The 17781-nt window shown below is 68.5% G+C and carries 17 protein-coding genes, 1 tRNA gene and 1 pseudogene; 4 read left to right on the top strand and 15 right to left on the bottom strand.

Features of this window, described 5'->3' with window-relative positions; genetic code table 11:
* Positions 1-234: 234 nt before the first annotated feature.
* From ACFYVL_RS32820 to ACFYVL_RS32800, 5 genes are all read right to left on the bottom strand, one after another.
* The gene (locus tag ACFYVL_RS32820; RefSeq protein ID WP_389251375.1) at positions 235-693 is read right to left on the bottom strand and encodes a heat shock protein transcriptional repressor HspR; all 459 of its coding nucleotides are present in this window, start codon (positions 691-693) and stop codon (positions 235-237) included.
* 6 nt (positions 694-699) lie between these two features.
* The gene (gene dnaJ / locus ACFYVL_RS32815; protein WP_389251373.1) at positions 700-1878 is read right to left on the bottom strand and encodes a molecular chaperone DnaJ; all 1179 of its coding nucleotides are present in this window, start codon (positions 1876-1878) and stop codon (positions 700-702) included.
* A gap of 39 nt (positions 1879-1917) precedes the next feature.
* Positions 1918-2568, bottom strand: coding sequence for a nucleotide exchange factor GrpE (gene grpE, locus ACFYVL_RS32810; RefSeq protein ID WP_389251371.1), 651 nt, complete (start codon positions 2566-2568; stop codon positions 1918-1920).
* The gene (dnaK, locus tag ACFYVL_RS32805; protein ID WP_389251369.1) at positions 2568-4424 is read right to left on the bottom strand and encodes a molecular chaperone DnaK; all 1857 of its coding nucleotides are present in this window, start codon (positions 4422-4424) and stop codon (positions 2568-2570) included. Before dnaK ends, grpE begins: the two co-directional genes overlap by 1 nt.
* Before the next feature lie 163 nt (positions 4425-4587).
* Positions 4588-5691 (bottom strand): LCP family protein, encoded by a 1104-nt coding sequence (locus tag ACFYVL_RS32800; RefSeq protein ID WP_389251367.1) that lies wholly within the window; start codon positions 5689-5691, stop codon positions 4588-4590.
* 280 nt (positions 5692-5971) lie between these two features.
* Here ACFYVL_RS32800 and ACFYVL_RS32795 point away from each other — a divergent pair, with 280 nt between their 5' ends.
* The 3 genes from ACFYVL_RS32795 to ACFYVL_RS32785 all read left to right on the top strand — a co-directional run bounded on the left by ACFYVL_RS32795 (position 5972) and on the right by ACFYVL_RS32785 (position 10280).
* Positions 5972-6496, top strand: coding sequence for a sugar transferase (locus tag ACFYVL_RS32795; protein ID WP_389251365.1), 525 nt, complete (start codon positions 5972-5974; stop codon positions 6494-6496).
* Between the two features lie 289 nt (positions 6497-6785).
* On the top strand, positions 6786-9053 hold the full coding sequence (locus ACFYVL_RS32790; protein WP_389251363.1) for a (Fe-S)-binding protein: 2268 nt from the start codon (positions 6786-6788) through the stop codon (positions 9051-9053).
* A 297-nt stretch (positions 9054-9350) separates the two neighbouring features.
* Complete coding sequence (locus ACFYVL_RS32785; RefSeq protein WP_389251361.1) at positions 9351-10280, top strand: Yip1 family protein; 930 nt, start codon at positions 9351-9353, stop codon at positions 10278-10280.
* A gap of 182 nt (positions 10281-10462) precedes the next feature.
* On the opposite strand, the gene ACFYVL_RS32780 is transcribed toward ACFYVL_RS32785, so the two are convergent.
* Together ACFYVL_RS32780 and dcd are read right to left on the bottom strand one after the other, a co-directional pair.
* Positions 10463-10960 carry a phosphoribosyltransferase gene (locus ACFYVL_RS32780; protein ID WP_389251359.1) on the bottom strand — a complete coding sequence of 166 codons (498 nt, stop codon included), beginning with the start codon at positions 10958-10960 and terminating at the stop codon, positions 10463-10465.
* Between the two features lie 7 nt (positions 10961-10967).
* Positions 10968-11543 carry a dCTP deaminase gene (gene dcd / locus ACFYVL_RS32775; protein WP_389251357.1) on the bottom strand — a complete coding sequence of 192 codons (576 nt, stop codon included), beginning with the start codon at positions 11541-11543 and terminating at the stop codon, positions 10968-10970.
* A 430-nt stretch (positions 11544-11973) separates the two neighbouring features.
* Between dcd and ACFYVL_RS32770 the strand changes: the two genes are divergently transcribed.
* Positions 11974-12047 (top strand) — tRNA-Gly (locus ACFYVL_RS32770).
* A 51-nt stretch (positions 12048-12098) separates the two neighbouring features.
* Here the strand turns inward: ACFYVL_RS32770 and ACFYVL_RS32765 are convergent.
* The 8 genes and pseudogenes from ACFYVL_RS32765 to ACFYVL_RS32730 form a co-directional block, all read right to left on the bottom strand.
* The gene (locus ACFYVL_RS32765) at positions 12099-13268 is read right to left on the bottom strand and encodes a tyrosine-type recombinase/integrase (protein WP_389251355.1); all 1170 of its coding nucleotides are present in this window, start codon (positions 13266-13268) and stop codon (positions 12099-12101) included.
* The gene (locus tag ACFYVL_RS32760) at positions 13268-13477 is read right to left on the bottom strand and encodes an excisionase family DNA-binding protein (protein ID WP_389251353.1); all 210 of its coding nucleotides are present in this window, start codon (positions 13475-13477) and stop codon (positions 13268-13270) included. Before ACFYVL_RS32760 ends, ACFYVL_RS32765 begins: the two co-directional genes overlap by 1 nt.
* A pseudogene (gene repSA / locus ACFYVL_RS32755) lies at positions 13474-14868 on the bottom strand (replication initiator protein RepSA). Before repSA ends, ACFYVL_RS32760 begins: the two are co-directional and overlap by 4 nt.
* Before the next feature lie 90 nt (positions 14869-14958).
* Positions 14959-15270, bottom strand: a complete 312-nt coding sequence (locus ACFYVL_RS32750; RefSeq protein ID WP_389251351.1) for a SpdD-like protein — start codon at positions 15268-15270, stop codon at positions 14959-14961.
* 26 nt (positions 15271-15296) lie between these two features.
* Positions 15297-15452, bottom strand: coding sequence for a hypothetical protein (locus tag ACFYVL_RS32745; protein ID WP_389251349.1), 156 nt, complete (start codon positions 15450-15452; stop codon positions 15297-15299).
* Positions 15453-15468: 16 nt separating this feature from the next.
* Positions 15469-15660 carry a mobile element transfer protein gene (locus ACFYVL_RS32740; protein WP_389251347.1) on the bottom strand — a complete coding sequence of 64 codons (192 nt, stop codon included), beginning with the start codon at positions 15658-15660 and terminating at the stop codon, positions 15469-15471.
* An 18-nt stretch (positions 15661-15678) separates the two neighbouring features.
* Positions 15679-16344, bottom strand: a complete 666-nt coding sequence (locus ACFYVL_RS32735; RefSeq protein WP_389251345.1) for a DUF2637 domain-containing protein — start codon at positions 16342-16344, stop codon at positions 15679-15681.
* Positions 16345-16423: 79 nt separating this feature from the next.
* Positions 16424-17779, bottom strand: coding sequence for an FtsK/SpoIIIE domain-containing protein (locus ACFYVL_RS32730; RefSeq protein ID WP_389251343.1), 1356 nt, complete (start codon positions 17777-17779; stop codon positions 16424-16426).
* Positions 17780-17781: the final 2 nt, after the last annotated feature.

The following is a 17781-nucleotide window of genomic DNA, read 5'->3' as shown; positions in this document are numbered from 1 at the left end:
GTGCTTGTGCCTGACGCGTCCGACCTGCGTCTTTCGCGCGTCCTTGGCTCTGGGACAAAGATTGCCAGCGGCACGGAACGCACTCCAGGGCCTGCGGTGTCAGCTTGTTGCACCCGGCCGCGAACTTGGTGCCAAGCGGCGGGCACACGCTTGGTGCCAAGCGGCGGGCACACGAAAGGGCCGGACGGACCCGAGGTCCGTCCGGCCCTTTCGCCGTCCTGCTTCTTCCGGGGCCTACTGCCCCTGCGGCTCGCCCGGCCGCCGGGGCCGCCACACCACCAGCGCGCTCGCCTGCTGCACGTCCTGGTACGGGACCAGGTCGCGGCGGTACGAGGCGTGCACCTGGGCCTCGCGCTGCTGGAGGGCGGCGGCGGCCCCGTCCACGGCCGCCGAGAGTTCGGCGACCCGGGACTGGAGCGCCGCGACCTGGTTCTCCAGCTCGATGATGCGCTTGATGCCGGCCAGGTTGATGCCCTCGTCCTGCGACAACTGCTGGACGGTGCGCAGCAGTTCGATGTCGCGGGCCGAGTAGCGCCGGCCGCGCCCGGCCGTGCGGTCCGGGGAGACCAGGCCGAGGCGGTCGTACTGGCGCAGGGTCTGCGGGTGCAGACCGGAGAGCTGAGCGGCGACCGAGATGACGTACACCGGTGACTCGTCGGTCAGCTCATAAGGGTTCCGTCGTCGGCCGTCCATGCTCTCCTATGCTCCCTTCGCGTCCTGGAAGAGTGCGGCCCTGGGATCCTCGTCCCCGGTGGCCTCACGGTATGTCTCCAGGGCTTCCCTGGCCTTGTCGTTGAGCCTGGTCGGCACGTCGACCTCCACGGTGACCAGCAGGTCGCCGCGGGTGCCGTCCTTGCGGACCGCGCCCTTGCCGCGGGCCCGCATGGTGCGCCCGTTGGGCGTCCCGGCGGGCAGCTTGAGGGTGACCGGCGGGCCGCCCAGGGTGGGCACCTTCACCTCGCCGCCGAGCGTCGCCTCCGCGAAGGTGACGGGCACGGTGACGGTGAGGTTGTCGCCCTTGCGGCCGAACACCGGGTGGGCGTCGACGTGGACGACGACGTAGAGGTCGCCGGCCGGACCGCCGCGCTCGCCCGGGGTGCCCTTGCCGCGCAGCCGGATGCGCTGCCCGTCGGTGACACCGGCGGGGATGCGCACCTGCATCGTGCGGGAGGACTTGGCCCGGCCCGAGCCCTTGCAGACGTCGCAGGGGGTCTCGGCGATCAGGCCGCGGCCCTTGCAGTCGACGCAGGGGTCGGTGAGGGAGAAGCCTCCGCCGCCGCCCCGCGAGACCTGGCCGGTGCCGACGCAGGTCGGGCACACCCTGGGGGTGCCGTTCTTGTCGCCGGTGCCGGAACAGGCCTTGCAGGGGGCCTGGGAGGACATCCGCAACGGCACGGTGGCGCCGTCGACGGCCTCGGTGAAGCTGAGGGTGACCTCGGACTCGATGTCCTGGCCGCGGCGCGGCTGCGTACGGGTGCCCGTACCGCCGCGGTTGAAGAGGCCGCCGAAGACGTCCCCTATGCCGCCGCCGAAGCCGCCGGTCTGGGCGCTGCCGCCAGCCGCGCCGCCGAAGAGGTCGCCGAGGTCGAAGTTGAACGAGCCGCCGCCCGCCGCTCCGGGACCGGGGCGGAAGCCGCCGTTCCCGAAGAGCGCGCGGGCCTCGTCGTACTCCTTGCGCTTCTTGGTGTCGCCGAGGACGTCGTTCGCCTCGGAGATCTCCTTGAAGCGCTCCTCGGCCTCGGTGTTGCCCTTGTTGGCGTCCGGGTGGAACTCGCGGGCGAGCTTCCGGTACGCCTTCTTGATCTCGGCCTCGGTGGCGTCCTTGGGGACGCCGAGAACCTTGTAGTAGTCCTTCTCGACGAAGTCCTTCGTGCTCATTTCCTCGACGTCCCTCCTCTCGGACTCCCAGGTGCGGTACTACCCCTTCTCGGGGTCACCGCTCTCCTTGTCATCGGAGTCTTCCGACTTCTGATCCGTGACACCCGGCTGCGGCTCGGCGACCGCGACCCGTGCGGGACGGATCGTACGCTCGCCGATCCGGTAACCGGGCTGCAGGATCGCCACGCAGGTCGTCTCGGTGACGTCCGGCGCGTAGCTGTGCATCAGGGCTTCGTGGATCGTCGGGTCGAAGGGCTCGCCCTCCTTGCCGAACTGCTGGAGGCCCATCTTCGCGGCCACCGTCTCCAGCGACTCGGCCACCGACTTGAAGCCGCCGACCAGCTCGCCGTGCTCCCGTGCCCGGCCGATGTCGTCGAGCGTCGGGAGGAGTTCGGACACGAGGTTCGCCGCGGCGATCTCCTTGACCGTGACCCGGTCCCGCTCCACGCGGCGACGGTAGTTCTGGTACTCGGCCTGAAGTCGCTGGAGGTCGGCCGTGCGCTCGTTGAGCGCCATCTTGGCCTGGTCCAGCTGGGCCGTCAGTGCGACGTCCTTCGCGGCACCGGCGTCCTGGGCCGGGGCCGCCGAGCCCTCCTCCTTGGAGGAAGTCTCGGCGGCCTTCGGCTCGGCGTCGTCCGTGCCGGGAGAGACGTCGGGCTTCTCGTCGAAGCCCGGAGTCTCCTCCGTCATCAGGCAGCGCCGCCCTTCTTGTCCTTCTCGTCGTCGACGATCTCGGCGTCGACCACGTCGTCCTCGGCCTGCGCCTGACCGGCACCCGGAGCGGCGCCCTCGGCGCCCGCGGCCTGCGCGCCCTGGGCGTCGGCGTACATGGCCTGGCCCAGCTTCTGCGAGACGGCGGCGACCTTCTCGGTGGCCGTGCGGATCTCGGCGGTGTCCTCGCCCTTGAGCTTTTCCTTCAGCTCGGTGACGGCGGTCTCGACCTCGGTCTTGACCTCGCCCGGGACCTTCTCCTCGTTGTCCTTCAGGAACTTCTCCGTCTGGTACACGAGCTGCTCGGCCTGGTTGCGGGTCTCGGCGGCCTCGCGGCGCTTGTGGTCCTCCTCCGCGTACTGCTCGGCCTCCTCACGCATCCGGTTGACCTCGTCCTTCGGCAGCGAGGAGCCGCCGGTGACGGTCATCTTCTGCTCCTTGCCGGTGCCGAGGTCCTTCGCGGCCACGTGCATGATGCCGTTGGCGTCGATGTCGAAGGCGACCTCGATCTGCGGCACGCCGCGCGGGGCCGGCGGCAGACCGGTCAGCTCGAACATCCCGAGCTTCTTGTTGTACGCCGCGATCTCGCGCTCGCCCTGGTAGACCTGGATCTGCACGGACGGCTGGTTGTCCTCGGCCGTCGTGAAGATCTCGGAGCGCTTCGTCGGAATCGTGGTGTTCCGCTCGATGAGCTTGGTCATGATGCCGCCCTTGGTCTCGATGCCGAGGGACAGCGGGGTCACGTCGAGGAGCAGGACGTCCTTGACCTCACCCTTGAGGACACCGGCCTGGAGCGAGGCGCCGATGGCGACGACCTCGTCCGGGTTGACACCCTTGTTGGCCTCGCGGCCACCGGTGAGCTCCTTGACGAGCTCGGCCACGGCCGGCATACGGGTCGAGCCACCGACGAGAACGACGTGGTCGATCTCGGAGAGCTGGATGCCCGCGTCCTTGATGACGTTGTGGAACGGCGTCTTGCAGCGCTCCAGCAGGTCGGAGGTCAGCTGCTGGAACTGCGAGCGCGTGAGCTTCTCGTCCAGGTGCAGCGGGCCCTCGGCGGAGGCCGTGATGTACGGGAGGTTGATCGACGTCTCGGTGGAGGACGACAGCTCGATCTTCGCCTTCTCCGCGGCTTCACGGAGACGCTGGAGAGCCATCTTGTCCTTGCCCAGGTCCACACCGTGGTTGCCCTGGAACTGCTTCACCAGGTAGTCGACGACGCGCTGGTCCCAGTCGTCACCACCGAGGTGGTTGTCACCGTTGGTGGCCTTCACCTCGACGACGCCGTCGCCGATCTCCAGGAGCGACACGTCGAAGGTGCCGCCACCGAGGTCGAAGACGAGAATGGTCTGGTCGTCCTTGTCGAGACCGTAGGCCAGGGCGGCGGCCGTCGGCTCGTTGACAATACGAAGGACGTTGAGGCCCGCGATCTCACCGGCCTCCTTCGTCGCCTGACGCTCGGAGTCGTTGAAGTACGCCGGGACGGTGATGACCGCGTCGGCCACCTTCTCGCCCAGGTAGGACTCGGCGTCGCGCTTGAGCTTCTGCAGGATGAAGGCGCTCATCTGCTGCGGGTTGAAGCTCTTGCCGTCGAGGTCGATGCTCCAGTCGGTGCCCATGTGGCGCTTGACCGAGCGGATCGTCCGGTCGACGTTGGTGACCGCCTGACGCTTGGCGACCTCACCTACGAGGACCTCGCCGTTCTTCGCGAAGGCGACGACGGACGGCGTGGTCCTGGCGCCCTCTGCGTTGGTGATGACGGTGGGCTCGCCGCCTTCGAGAACGCTGACGACGGAGTTAGTCGTGCCCAGGTCGATGCCGACCGCACGTGCCATTTCGGATTCCTCCAGTTACGTACTTGAGTGGATCTGGCTCAAGGATGCATCACCAGACCCACGGCGTCAACAGAGCTGAGTGGAGGGGACTCAACTCTTCGGCTCTTATCTCACTCATACATCGCGCGGCACGGCGCTGACCTGGGGCTTCTTCCCGGCTCCCTTACTCGTACTCGTCGTGCACCGGCTCGAACTCCGGCTCCGCAGGGTCCTCCGTCGGCTCCTTCCGGGCCGCCTTCAGCGCGGCGAGCACCGGCCTGTCCTGCTTCACCGCGTCGAACACCCGGCGCGCCTCGGGCTGCTCCAGGTCGAGCCGGTACCAGTGGTCGGGCGCCTGGTGGTGCGGCAGCGTGGTGAAGCTCAGCGCCCCCGGCGGCAGCGCGCGCAGGCTGCTGACCACCTCGTACAGCTCGCCGAGCGAGTCCAGCCCGGCGTCGGCGGTCAGTGCGGAGGTCGCGGCGTCGAGCACCGGGTAGAGCCGGGCCGGGTTGGTGAGGGTGCCGTCGGTGCGGATCTTGGTCGCGAGCCGGTTGACGAAGTCCTGCTGGCGGCTGATCCGGTTGAGGTCGCTGCCGTCGCCGACGTACTGCCGGGCCCGTACGTAGCTCAGCGCGGTCTCGCCCCGCAGCACGTGCCGGCCCGCGGAGAGGTCGAGCCCGACGTTCGGGTCGTGCTCCGGCTTCTTGAGGTCGACCTCGACCCCGCCCACCGCGTTGATGATCTTCGTGAAGCCCTTGAAGTCGACGGTCAGGTGGTGGTCGATCCGGATCCCGGTCAGCCGCTCCAGCGTCCGGATCGTGCAGGCTGCACCGCCGAACTGGAAGGCCCAGTTGAACTGGGCGTTCTGCGCCAGGCTGTACTCGCCGTCCGGCCGCAGACAGCTCGGCATGTCCACCCGCAGGTCGCGCGGCACGCTCAGCACCTCGGCCCGCTTCCGGTCGGCGGCCAGGTGCAGCAGCATCACGGTGTCCGAGCGCTCGCTGCCCGCCTCCTTCCGGTAGTCGGAGCCGAGCAGCAGGATGTTCTGCGCCCTGCCGGGATGACGCTCGGGCCGCTCGGCGCCGTGCTCGGCGAGTGCCGCCGCGGTCGCCTCGTCGGTACGGATGTTGCCGTCGATCTTCCGGTACACGAGCCAGCCCGCGACGGCGGTCACCCCGACCAGCAGGGCGAGCCCGCCGCACACCAGCCTGAGCGTGCGCCGGGCCCGTACCCGGGAGGCGAGCGCGGCCAGCGGGGCCGGCAGGGACGGCTTCGGCAGTCTCGGCATCCTCACCACCCCCTCAGGCCCCCCGCACCGGCAGCGGAACTCCGGCCACCGCACACGAAGCCGCCGCACCGGCAGCCGCCGGGCACGCACCGGGGCCCGGGACCCCGACCCCTCCTGTCACCACGGCACGCATGCCACAACCACCTCTCCGACCTCTGCCGTCCGGCTGAGCGGCATGCGTGGCACACCCACCGCCGGTAGTTCCTCGTGCGAGAGTCATTTCCACAAATCCGACTATTCGCATGAAGTCGGTCAAAGATCCCACGAAAGGATGCGGAGCATGCGGGAGATCCGCCCCCCGTCCGCGAAACGAGTCCTGGATCTGGCCGGCGGCACGCTGCTGCTGGTCCTCCTCTCCCCGGTCCTGGCAGCCGCCTTCGCGGTCCTCACGGCCACCTCCCCCGGGGACGCGCTGCTGCGCCGGACCCGGGCGGGGCTGGGCGGAAAACCCTTCGCCATGCTGGAGTTCCGCACGAGGGACGCAGGAGCGGCCGGCCGCCTGCTGCGCCGCTTCGCCCTCGACGAACTCCCCCAGCTGATCAATGTCGTACGCGGGGAGATGTCCCTGGTCGGGCCGCGCCCGCAGCCGGTGGCGGACCTCGCCCGCACGGGCCCCGCCCGCAGCCGCCTCGCGGTGCGCCCCGGCATCACGGGCCTGTGGCAGATCCACCGGGATTCCGAACTCCCCTGGGACGAGCGGGAGTTGCTCGATCTGGAGTACGTGGACACGCACTGCCTGGCCGTCGACCTCGCCATCCTGGCCCGCACGGTCCCCGTGGTGCTGAACGCCCGCACCGCCCACTGAGCCCCGCCCCGCCCCGCCGGCACACCCCTCGCGCAGGGACACGGGGCACTCGCGAGCGGGCGGCCGTCGAGCGCGGGGGCCCTCGCGACCCTCGACGTAATGATCGTCACTGAGGGTTGCCTCAGCGACGCAGATCACCGGGCGCGAAGCTACTGTGCGACGACACAAGCGGGTAATCTCAGCTCGACTGGATAAGTTACCGCTTAGTAATCACACATGGCGCCTGGCACTCCCCGATCGACCGCCAGGCTCTCCGTCACCCACCCTCGCAGGCCCGAGGAGCCCCCAAATGCAACTCGCCGCGATCATCGTGTCGCTGGTCCTCATGGCAGTCGGCGTCGCGCTGTTCGGCCGTGCGATCTTCCAGATCTATCGGTTCGTCACGCTCGGTCAGCCGGTGCCCGCCGGTACCCGCACCGATTACCCCTGGCAGCGCGCGGTCACCGTGGCCAAGGAGTTCCTCGGCCACACCCGGATGAACAAGTGGGGCGTCGTCGGCGTCGCGCACTGGTTCGTGGCGGTGGGCTTCTTCTCGCTGCTGCTGACGATCGTGAACGCCGTCGGCCAGCTCTTCAAGGCCGACTGGATGCTCCCGATCGTCGGCGAGTGGGCGCCGTACAACATGTTCGTCGAGTTCATCGGCACCATGACGATCCTCGGCATCCTGGTGCTGATCGTCGTCCGCCAGCTGAGCAAGGCGAACAAGCCGGGCCGCAAGTCCCGCTTCGCGGGCTCCAACGCGGGCCAGGCGTACTTCGTCGAGACCGTCATCCTGATCGTCGGCATCTGCATCTTCACGCTGCACGCCCTGGAGGGCGCCCAGCACCACGTGAACTCCTACGAGGCGTCCTTCTTCATCTCGTACCCCTTCGTCGCCTGGTTCCGCGGCATGGACCTCTCCACGCTGCAGAACCTCACGTACTTCTTCGCGGCGCTGAAGATCGCGACCTCGTTCATCTGGATGATCACGGTCGCGCTGAAGACCGACATGGGTGTGGCCTGGCACCGCTTCCTGGCCTTCCCCAACATCTTCTTCAAGCGCAGGGCGGACGGCGACGTCGCGCTCGGCGCGCTGCTGCCGATGACCACCGGCGGCAAGGAGATCGACTGGGAGGACCCGGCCGAGGACGCGACCTTCGGCGTCAGCCAGGTCGAGCAGTTCTCCTGGAAGGGCATCCTCGACTTCTCCACCTGCACCGAGTGCGGACGCTGCCAGTCGCAGTGCCCCGCCTGGAACACCGGCAAGCCGCTCTCCCCCAAGCTCCTGATCATGTCGCTGCGCGACCACGCGCACGCCAAGGCCCCGTACCTGCTGGCCGGCGGCGGCAAGGACATGGAGGGCGAGGAGAAGGCCACCGAGGAGCAGCTGAAGGACGTCCCGGCCGCCGCCCTCGCGGAGGCCGAGCGCCCGCTGATCGGGACCGTCGAGGAGAACGGCGTCATCGACCCGGACGTCCTGTGGTCCTGCACCACCTGCGGCGCCTGCGTCGAGCAGTGCCCGGTGGACATCGAGCACATCGACCACATCGTCGACATGCGCCGCTACCAGGTGATGATCGAGTCCGCGTTCCCGTCCGAGGCGGGCACGATGCTCAAGAACCTGGAGAAGAAGGGCAACCCCTGGGGGCTCGCCAAGAAGGCGCGCGTCGAGTGGACCAAGGAGGTCGACTTCGAGGTCCCGATCGTCGGCAAGACGATCGACGACCTCACCGAGGTCGAGTACCTGTACTGGGTCGGCTGCGCGGGTGCCCTTGAGGACCGCGCCAAGAAGACCACGAAGGCCTTCGCCGAACTCCTGCACATGGCGGGCGTCAAGTTCGCGATCATGGGCGGCGACGAGAAGTGCACCGGCGACTCCGCCCGCCGCCTCGGCAACGAGCCCCTCTTCCAGCAGCTCGGCGCGGAGAACGTCGCGATGCTGAACATGGCGTACGGCGAGGACGACGAGGACGAGTCGACCAAGAAGCCGAAGTCGTCGAAGAAGATCGTCGCGACCTGCCCGCACTGCTTCAACACGATCGCCAACGAGTACCCGCAGCTGGGCGGCGAGTTCGAGGTCATCCACCACACGCAGCTGCTCCAGCACCTCATCGACGAGGGCAAGCTGGTCCCGGTGACCCCGGTCGAGGGCCTCATCACCTACCACGACCCCTGCTACCTGGGCCGCCACAACAAGGTCTACACGCCCCCGCGCGAGATCATGTCCGCCGTCCCTGGCCTGCGCCAGCAGGAGATGCACCGCCACAAGGAGCGCGGCTTCTGCTGCGGCGCCGGCGGCGCGCGGATGTGGATGGAGGAGCGGATCGGCAAGCGCATCAACACCGAGCGCGTCGACGAGGCCCTGTCCCTCAACCCGGACATCGTCTCCACGGCCTGCCCGTTCTGCCTCGTCATGCTCACCGACTCGGTCAACGGCAAGAAGAACGACGGCAAGGCCAAGGAGTCGCTGACCGTCGTCGACGTGGCGCAGCTGCTGCTGGAGTCGGTCAAGACCCCGGCCGACCCGGCCTCCGAGGAGGAGTCCGAGGACGCGCCGGAGCCGGAGCCGGTGAAGTAGCGCGCCACCGGAGCCGGAGCTGGTGCCGGTGACGTAGCGCGTCACCGGAGCCGTTGACCGCGTACGCACGCGAAGGAGCGGCCGGACCTGCCTCGGGGGCGGGCCCGGCCGCTCCTTGCGTACGGGGCCCCGACCGCCCCCCTCACAACCACCCGGCCCCCCTCCTCACCGCCCCTCCGGCCGCCCTGCGGAAAGCCCCCCGGGGTTCCCCTAGGGGATGTCACAGGTCGGCCGCAAAGGCCCCCGCTCGGCCGTCCCCCGACCATGGGCCCACCCGGAGCGGGTACGTTCGTTCGCGTGGCTGGATTCAGGATCGGACGCGGCCGGGACAACCGCACGCAGCAGCAACCGCAGCGGCAGCAGCCGTACGGAGGACCGCAGGCATCGCCTCAACCCCCGTACGGCCAGCAGCAATGGCCGCAGGCCCCCCAGTACGGAGGTGGCGGCCACGGTGGCAACGGCGGATACGGAGGGAGAGGTTCCGACGAACCGGAGTACTTCGGCGACCCGCACCCCCAGGGCGGCTACGGCCCGCAGGGCGGCGGCCATCCCCCGTACGGCCAGAGCCCGCAGCACGACCCGTACGCCAACAACCCGGGTCACACCCAGGCGTTCAGCGTCAACGAGGACCCGTACGGCGACGGCAGCACCTACCAGGCGGGCAACACCCCCGCGCCGCCCGCGGGCCCGCGCCTGCACTGGAAGCAGCTGATCCCGGGGATCGTCCTGCGTCCGGGCGCGACGTTCTGGCAGATGCGCGACCACCAGGTCTGGGCGCCCGCGCTGATCGTCACGTTCCTCTACGGCCTGCTCGCGGTCTTCGGCTTCGACAAGGCCCGCGAGGAGACGATCAACTCGACCTTCGCGAGCGCGATCCCGTACGTCCTCACGACGTCGGTCGCGATGATCATCTGCGGCCTGGTCCTCGGCGCGGTCACCCACACCCTCGCCCGCCAGCTCGGCGGCGACGGCTCGTGGCAGCCCACGGTCGGCCTCTCGATGCTGATCATGTCCCTCACGGACGCACCGCGCCTGCTCTTCGCGCTGTTCCTGGGCGGCGACAACAACCTGGTGCAGATCATCGGCTGGGCGACCTGGCTGGCCGCCGGCGCCCTCTTCACCTCGATGGTCAGCAAATCCCACGACCTGCCGTGGCCGAAGGCCCTGGGCGCCTCGGCGATCCAGCTGGTGGCCCTGCTGTCACTGATCAAGCTGGGCACGATCTGACGGCACACGGCGCAGGTCACTGACCGCTGACCGCTGACCACGCACACGGAAGGGCCCGGGGAATCCCCCGGGCCCTTCCGCCATCTCGCAGAGCACCTGCGCCCACACCCGCCACTTCGCACCTGGCACCTGGCACCTGGCACCTGGCACCTGGCACCTGGCACCTGCGGGCACTCACACACTCACGCGTCGAGAACCTGCCCCGCCCGCCGCACGACCGGCTTCTCCACGGACCACGGGAAATTGATCCACTCGTCGGTCCGCTTCCACACGTACTCGCACTTCACGAGCGAATGTGACTTCTCGTACACCACCGCGCTGCGCACCTCGGCGACGTGCTCCAGGCAGAAGTCGTGCACCAGCTTCAGCGTCTTGCCGGTGTCGGCGACGTCATCGGCAATAAGAACCTTCTTATTGCTGAAATCAATCACATTGGGCACGGGTGCGAGCATGACGGGCATTTCCAGGGTCGTACCGACCCCGGTGTAGAACTCCACGTTCACCAGGTGGATGTTCTTCACGTCCAGCGCGTAGGCCAGACCGCCGGCGACGAACACACCGCCGCGCGCGATGCTGAGCACGATGTCCGGCTCGTACCCGTCATCCGCGATCGTCTGCGCCAGCTCGCGCACCGCATGCCCGAAACCGTCGTACGTCAGGTTCTCTCGTACGTCACTCATACCGCTCTTACACCTGCGTCCGATGGAAGTTGAGGTAGGAGCGCGAGGCCGTGGGCCCGCGCTGCCCCTGGTAGCGGGACCCGTACCGCTCGGACCCGTAAGGAAATTCAGCCGAGGAACTCAGCTGGAAGAGACACAGCTGACCGATCTTCATCCCCGGCCACAGTTTGATGGGCAACGTGGCGAGATTGGACAATTCCAAGGTCACGTGTCCGGAAAATCCAGGGTCGATAAACCCTGCGGTGGAATGCGTCACCAGCCCGAGCCGCCCGAGCGAGCTCTTGCCCTCCAGCCGGGAGGCGAGATTGTCGGGCAGCGTGATCGTCTCGTACGTCGAGGCGAGCACGAACTCACCGGGATGCAGAATGAACGCCTCGTCCCCCTCCGGCTCCACCAGCCGCGTCAGATCGGCCTGCTCCACGGCGGGGTCGATGTGCGGATACCGGTGGTTCTCGAACACCCGGAAGTAGCGGTCCAGCCGCACATCGACACTCGACGGCTGCACCATGGATTCGTCGAACGGATCAATACGTACGCGTCCGGCGTCGATCTCGGCCCGGATGTCCTTGTCTGAGAGAAGCACCCACCGAGGATACGCAGAGCGCGCGGGCCCGCCCCAATCGGACGACCCGCGCGCCAGAAACCACTCCCTGCTACTGCCGCTCACTGCGCGGCACGACTGCTACCGCTTGGGCGCCCCGACAGGCACGGCATGCCTCAGCCGAGCACATCGCGGACAGCGAATGAGCCGTCCGGGCCCGATCCGCTCCGCTCCGAGCTGCTGCAACGGGAACGAAGAGGTGCTGAAAACATGCCCCTCGGCACAGCGGACGACGGTGCGATCCATCAAGTCCCTTCCCCAAACCACGCGTGGACGAAGCTGCCACATTAGGGGATAAACAGGACCCCACTCCAAGCGGCACTCCGTACTCCGCTTCCCCGCCGCTGGACACCTGGATCCCGACATGGGGTACAGTGTCCGACGATGCGGCAGAAGCTCAACGGCCGCTCAAGCGGGTGTAGTTTAATGGTAGAACATGAGCTTCCCAAGCTCAGAGCGCGAGTTCGATTCTCGTCACCCGCTCCAACGCAAACCCCCAGGCCAGCGGCCCGGGGGTTCTTTGTTGTCTAGACCTTTCTAAAAGCCCTGCACCAGATCCGCACCAGAAGGCTCCGTCCGCCGACCGTGCGACTTCTCACGTGCGACCCGCACAAGATCGTCGAGCCCGCTCGCTACCTCCTGCTGACGCTCAAGGTCGGAGTGCTGGTAGATCAACGCTGCCTTCTCGGACGACTGGCCGGCCCGCACCATCGTGTCCTTGAGGGTGGCCCCGGAGCGGGTCGCCAGGGTGTGGCCGGTGTGCCGGAGATCGTAGAACCGGAACCCTTCCGGCAGCCCCACCACCGCACGGGCCTTGCGCCACTTCCGCCCGAAGGTGGAGCGCCGGAACGGCTTGCCCCGCTCCCCCACGAACAACAACCCGTCCGGACCCTGCTCCGCGTACCAGCCGAGGTGACGCTCCAGGTCCCTCCGTAAGAACCCGGGGAGGACCACGAGCCGCTTCCCGGCGTCCGACTTGGTGTCGCCAGGGGCGCGGCGACCTGTCGTGAGCTCCGGAGCAGCCATGCGGACGCGGATGGTCAGCTCGTCGAGGTCTACGTCCTTGCGGCGCAGCTCTGCTTGCTCCTCCGGCCGGAGGGGACCGTACGCCCCGAGGAAGACCATCAGCCGCCAGCGCGGGCCCAGTGCATCAGCAAGGGCGTCGACCTGGCCGACGGAGGCGATCTGTCGCTCCGCCGCGGCCTCCTTTCCGGCGCCCCGGATGCGGCAGGGGTTGCGACGGATGAGTTCGTCGTCGACCGCGGTCTCCATGACTGCTTTGAGGAGCCGGTAGGACTTGGCGACGGTCGTCGCCGCTCCCGTGGAGGCCAGCCGTTCCGTCCGCCAGGTCCGCACGCGGGGCGCGGTGATCTCGACCAGGTCCAGGCCCCCGAACGTAGGCAGGATGTGCAGCCGCAGGAGGCGCCGGTACAGCTCGTCAGTAGTGGCGGAGATCCCACGTTCGGCCACCCACTGGAGTGCGTAGACCTTGAAGTTCACCGATCCGGCGTTCGGGTCCTGCCAGCTCCCTCGCGTGAGGTCCGCTTCGATCTGGGAGAGCCAGACTTCGGCGTCCTTCTTGCTCTCGAAGGTTTCGGGTGCTCGTTGTTCCTGACCGTCGGGCCCCGAGTAGCTCGCAGTCCAGCGGCCGGAACGGTACTGCCGCACCGCGCCGAAGCGCCGACGGGTGCCCTTCGCGTTCCCCATCAGGCGGCCCTCCCGAGCCGTGAACGGCGGCGGAGCGGCTGGACCGTGTTCCCGTCGATGTACGTGGTCAGGACGCTCTCCTTGATCCGCACGTGGCTTCCGACCTTCACGAAGGCGATCCGGCGTTCAGCGATGAGGCGACGGGGGAAGCGGGTGGTGGTCCCGAGTCGTTCGGCGGCCTGTACCACGGTGAGAAGTCGATCGGTCATGACCAACCCCCTTCCTCGGCGAGCGCCTCGCGGGCGGTGTCCCGGTTGAGCTGGAGGCCGCGGGCGATGCTGGCAGCAAGTGCGAATTCCCCGGGGCTGTGGCCGTGGCCCGCGTACTGCCAGTCGGCGAGGACGAGCACGGTGTCCGCTTCCGGAAGATCGTGGGCCTGACGCTCCTGGGCGGCGCGGAAGTCGGCGCGTGCCGCGCGCAGTTCGCCGAGGGTGACTGAGTAGCACCGGGACTTGGTGGAGAAGTGGCCGCGAAAGCCGAGCATGTGCGCCCAGGCCCACAGGCGTCGGTCGGGATAGAGCGGGTCCAGTTCCTTGCAGGCGGTGATCAGGCGGCGGGTGTGATCCGGGACCTGGTGGCGGTCCAGCTCCGCGAGTTCGCCGATACGCCGATCAAGGGTTCCGGTGTTCTCCGCAGCTTTGGTCGCGTACTTCGCGACGTACGACGCTACCGCTTGCTCGGTGAGGTCTGAGCCGTCGCCGAAGGCATTGATCGGTCGCACGTCCAACTGCTTGCCCCACCGAAAGGTACGGGCGGGCTGATCGTCAGCGGCCGGCGCCGTGACTGAGGTGTAGGAGTGCGAGGCCGCCGCACGGACGGAGTCGGTCAGCAGGTCGACGCTCGCCCAGTCCGGAGCGGCTGAGGTGGGACCCTTGGGCCCGTCGATGCGCACCACCGCGTGGAAGTGCAGAGCTCCCCTCTTCTGGAACTCAGCGACCTTCCCGAAGGACAGGCGCGCCGACCCCTTGAACTCCCTCTGGAGGAGACCGGCGCGGGAGGCCAGTTCCCGACGCAACCGGACGGTGAAGCGCTGCTAGAGGTCGCCGGCGTAGTTGTTGAACAGCACGGCGGCGGCGTAGTCGTACGTCTCCGGGTCCAAGGCGGTGCCGAGGACTGGGGCATCAACCGGGTGCTGTGTCCCACAGCGGCAGGCACCACGGTCCGGGCGGTTGTGCACGGGACCGAAGGAGGGAGCGGTGAGGGTGACGAAGACCCGGGGGTGGTCGCGGACGGCGGCCGGGATGTCGCGTCGGTCGTCTCCGGCCAGCCCCGCGCGGATCAGGTGGTACGTGTCGGCGCTGTAGGTACGGGCGCAGGAGGGGCACCGCGAAGCACGCCGGTTGCCGCAGGCGAGCCGGAGCCGTCCTCCCGGCTCGGTCTCGGTGGAGTAGTGGTGCAGCGTCTCCCCCGACGTACGGTCCTTGGCGAGCGTCCAGCCCGTGAGGTGGATCGGCTCGGAGCAACCGCCGGTACGACGTACCTGGTCCTCCCAGCGGTCGAAGTCGGGAGCCGCGGCGACTCTCAGAAGATCGCCGAGGATGACCGGGTCACGGAGCAGGTCGGACACGGGCCCCCTCCCGTGTGCGGGACGGTCGTTCATGATGGAGCTTCCTTCCGGATCTGTGGTTCGGGCAGGAGGACGGCTCCCGGGCGGCGGAGACTTGGCGGTTGAGGCCGCCCGGGAGGCCGGTCAACGGTGGGTGCGCTCAGACGCGAGCAGGGACCGAAGGACGACCGCGCAGACGGCGAGCGAGACACCGGTCAGGGCGACGGCCAGGAGCATCGAGACCAGCACGGCGCCGACGACAAGGACGACGGCCGTTCCTCCGCCGACGAGGGCGAGTGTCGTGCCGGACGTGAGCTGAATCGTGGGTCGCGTCGAGGGCTGGAGCATCGGAGCGGGCGGGGGCTGGGTGCGCGAGAGCTGCGCTGTCGGAGGCACGGCCAGCGGAGTGATGGATCCCGTCGGCGTCGGGTTGGTCGGAACCTTGGGGCGGAGCATGGTGGATCTCCCTTCAGCTGGGGCAGCTACTTGACGGCGGAGTCGATGGCAGTCGCGAAGAGGCTGTCGGCGAGGAGGTAGCCGCCGAGGAGGAGCACGGCCACGAGCCACCAGGGCGGGCGGATGAGCTTGATGCCGAGGTAGCCGACGACGATCAGGGCGAGCCAGAGCGGAACGTTCACGGGTGCCTCCTGCCGTTCAGCGGACGGTGCAACGGTGGGTGCGGGCGGCGAGCTGGGCGGCCGAGCGGCTGGAGAAGTCGGCGGACCAGCCGCACCGGTCGGCGGTGCACACGGCGGCGTGCTTGGTTCGGCCGTGCCGGTCTCGGTAGGTGCCGATCTGTATGGGGCCGATGCGCATGACGGAGTGGAAGTGATCGCGAGCGGGCATGGTGGTTCTCCTTCCGAGTCAGGTCAGTTGGGCGGCGATGGATTCGGCGAGCGGGCCCGGAACGCCGAGACGGGACCGCAAGGTGTCGGTGTCGATCCGGGTGCCAGTACGGGCGTGGTGCTCGTCGGCGACTTTGCGGGCGTGGACGACGAGGGCGGCCGGGACGGTGGGGACTGCATCGGTGGCAGGGTCCGTCTCGATCAAGGCCCGCGGTGACTCGTCGCTGAGCAGATCGGCGACGTCAACCGCAGGTATCTGCGGCTCAGTGACTGGTACCTGGTCCGGCGGGAAAGAGGCCGCGACGCTCATCTCGTCCGTCTCGCTGGGTGCCCGGGTGTGAGCCAGCAGGGTTCCGCCGAGGAAGGCGAGTGCGGGCCAACCCGCGATGCCGAACCGAAGCCAACCAGGCGGGTGTTGGAGGTCGAGGAACCCAGCGGTCGCGACGTTCGCGCCGAGCGAGGCAGCCAGGGCGACGAGGAACCAGCACCAGGCGAGCCGGGACTGCCCGTCCTCCCGGAGCCGACGCCAGGCCGCGACGAGCAACAGGTCGACGCTGATCGGATAGGCCCACGCCTTCCAGCCGTCCTGCCCCGCAGCGGCGGCCAAATCGTGGAGGTGCGCGAAGGAGAGCGCTCCCGCGATGACGGCCTGGACGAGGACGGCGTCGAGACGGATACGGCCCATGTCGAAGCTCCTTCCGTAATCAGGCATGGAGGGCGTAGGGAACTGGCACGTTGAGGTGCGCCGGACTTGAGGAACTGGGTCAAGCAGCCGCGGTCGACGCCTTGTTCAGCGACATCGAGCCGGAGGCCACCGAGTCCACGACGGGCCGGAAGGGCGCGAGTACAGGAACATCAGGCGTGCGGTCCGCGTACTTGGCGCAGATGTTGACCGCTGCGCGAAGCGAGGTATGCGGGGCCCGTATACGGGACCAACCGCCGGTCGAATCACCGGCGACAGCGATACCGGGTGAGTCCGCGGGAATCTGAATCGCGGCCAGAACAGCATCCGGAGAGATGTCACCGAAGGCCATGTTGGCGCTTGTCTCGTCGTTGACGCGGTGCGCGGTACGGCCACTTAGCTGGGCCCGGAGCATGGTGATCCCCTTGCCGAGCTCGGACCCGAAGCGCTGCCCGCAGATCTCCAGGTAGATCCCGGCAGCACGGCCGAGCTGAGCAAGCCGCACGAGCGAAGTGATGATCTGGTCCCTGCGCTTCTCCTCTTCCTTGGACGCGAAGAGCGCAAGCTCCGCGACCTCGTCGACCAGGACTACGACGGGCGGCGGACGCAGGTCCTCGGGCAGGTCCCAGATGTCAGCAGCGATGTCCGCATCCGGCACGCTCACGCTGATTCGCTGTTGCTCCCGGATGAGCTGGTAGACGGCCTCCATGTGCGAGACCAGAGCTTCGAGCAGTTCGAGCGCGGTGTCCTGGTTGTCGGCGAGGGCGGAGAACCGACGAGCGAGCGGGAACAGCTCCACTCCTTGCTTGCAGTCGATACCGACGAGGGCGACGTGTTGGGCGGCCAGGCCGGACACGAGGTTGCGCTGATACACCGACTTACCCGACTCCGTGGCGCCGAGCGTGAGGCCGTGCGGGACACGGCGGTAGTCGCGGTAATGCACCGACCCGTCCTCGCGCAGGGCAACCGGCACACGCATCGGGGTGTGGTCGATCTTGACCGGCATCTGCACCCGCTTGAGTACGTCGTAGCCGGTCATCCGCAGCTCGACGACGCCGGAGCGGATCTCCCGGGCGGTGACGCCGTACATCCCGAACGAGTGCCTCAACCGGTCGGTGGCAGCGCTGAAGTCGAAGACGTCCTGTCCCGGCCGGACCTTGAGCCGGAGCACCAACCCCGTGCGGGTCGGCCGCATCCGACGGATGCCAGGCGCTCGCGCTTCCGGTGCCGGGCTCCCCGTCATGCGGGACAACGCGAGTCGCCAGCGAGTGGGAGGGACCGTCAGTCCACACGCGTCCATGACCGAGGCGTATCGGACGGAGACCCTCAGCACAGCGAGGACGACACCGAAGGTCATCCAGTACCAGGCGGGACGCCGCCACCGCAGTACAAGAGCGGTGGTGACGACCAGCAGCAGTAAGACGGAGAGGCGGGCCATGA

It is taken from the genome of Streptomyces sp. NPDC004111 (assembly GCF_042874215.1).
Classification (GTDB): Bacteria; Actinomycetota; Actinomycetes; order Streptomycetales; family Streptomycetaceae; genus Streptomyces.
This window is presented reverse-complemented; position numbering and strand designations above follow the sequence as displayed.

What these genes read in the sequence shown, in the direction of transcription:
- ACFYVL_RS32820 (WP_389251375.1), bottom strand. Translation starts at nt 693, where the DNA reads ATGGACGGCCGACGACGGAACCCTTATGAGCTGACCGACGAGTCACCG.
- dnaJ (WP_389251373.1), bottom strand. Translation starts at nt 1,878, where the DNA reads ATGAGCACGAAGGACTTCGTCGAGAAGGACTACTACAAGGTTCTCGGC.
- grpE (WP_389251371.1), bottom strand. Translation starts at nt 2,568, where the DNA reads ATGACGGAGGAGACTCCGGGCTTCGACGAGAAGCCCGACGTCTCTCCC.
- dnaK (WP_389251369.1), bottom strand. Translation starts at nt 4,424, where the DNA reads ATGGCACGTGCGGTCGGCATCGACCTGGGCACGACTAACTCCGTCGTC.
- ACFYVL_RS32800 (WP_389251367.1), bottom strand. Translation starts at nt 5,691, where the DNA reads ATGCCGAGACTGCCGAAGCCGTCCCTGCCGGCCCCGCTGGCCGCGCTC.
- ACFYVL_RS32795 (WP_389251365.1), top strand. Translation starts at nt 5,972, where the DNA reads ATGCGGGAGATCCGCCCCCCGTCCGCGAAACGAGTCCTGGATCTGGCC.
- ACFYVL_RS32790 (WP_389251363.1), top strand. Translation starts at nt 6,786, where the DNA reads ATGCAACTCGCCGCGATCATCGTGTCGCTGGTCCTCATGGCAGTCGGC.
- ACFYVL_RS32780 (WP_389251359.1), bottom strand. Translation starts at nt 10,960, where the DNA reads ATGAGTGACGTACGAGAGAACCTGACGTACGACGGTTTCGGGCATGCG.
- ACFYVL_RS32765 (WP_389251355.1), bottom strand. Translation starts at nt 13,268, where the DNA reads ATGGGGAACGCGAAGGGCACCCGTCGGCGCTTCGGCGCGGTGCGGCAG.
- ACFYVL_RS32760 (WP_389251353.1), bottom strand. Translation starts at nt 13,477, where the DNA reads ATGACCGATCGACTTCTCACCGTGGTACAGGCCGCCGAACGACTCGGG.
- ACFYVL_RS32750 (WP_389251351.1), bottom strand. Translation starts at nt 15,270, where the DNA reads ATGCTCCGCCCCAAGGTTCCGACCAACCCGACGCCGACGGGATCCATC.
- ACFYVL_RS32740 (WP_389251347.1), bottom strand. Translation starts at nt 15,660, where the DNA reads ATGCCCGCTCGCGATCACTTCCACTCCGTCATGCGCATCGGCCCCATA.
- ACFYVL_RS32735 (WP_389251345.1), bottom strand. Translation starts at nt 16,344, where the DNA reads ATGGGCCGTATCCGTCTCGACGCCGTCCTCGTCCAGGCCGTCATCGCG.
- ACFYVL_RS32730 (WP_389251343.1), bottom strand. Translation starts at nt 17,779, where the DNA reads ATGGCCCGCCTCTCCGTCTTACTGCTGCTGGTCGTCACCACCGCTCTT.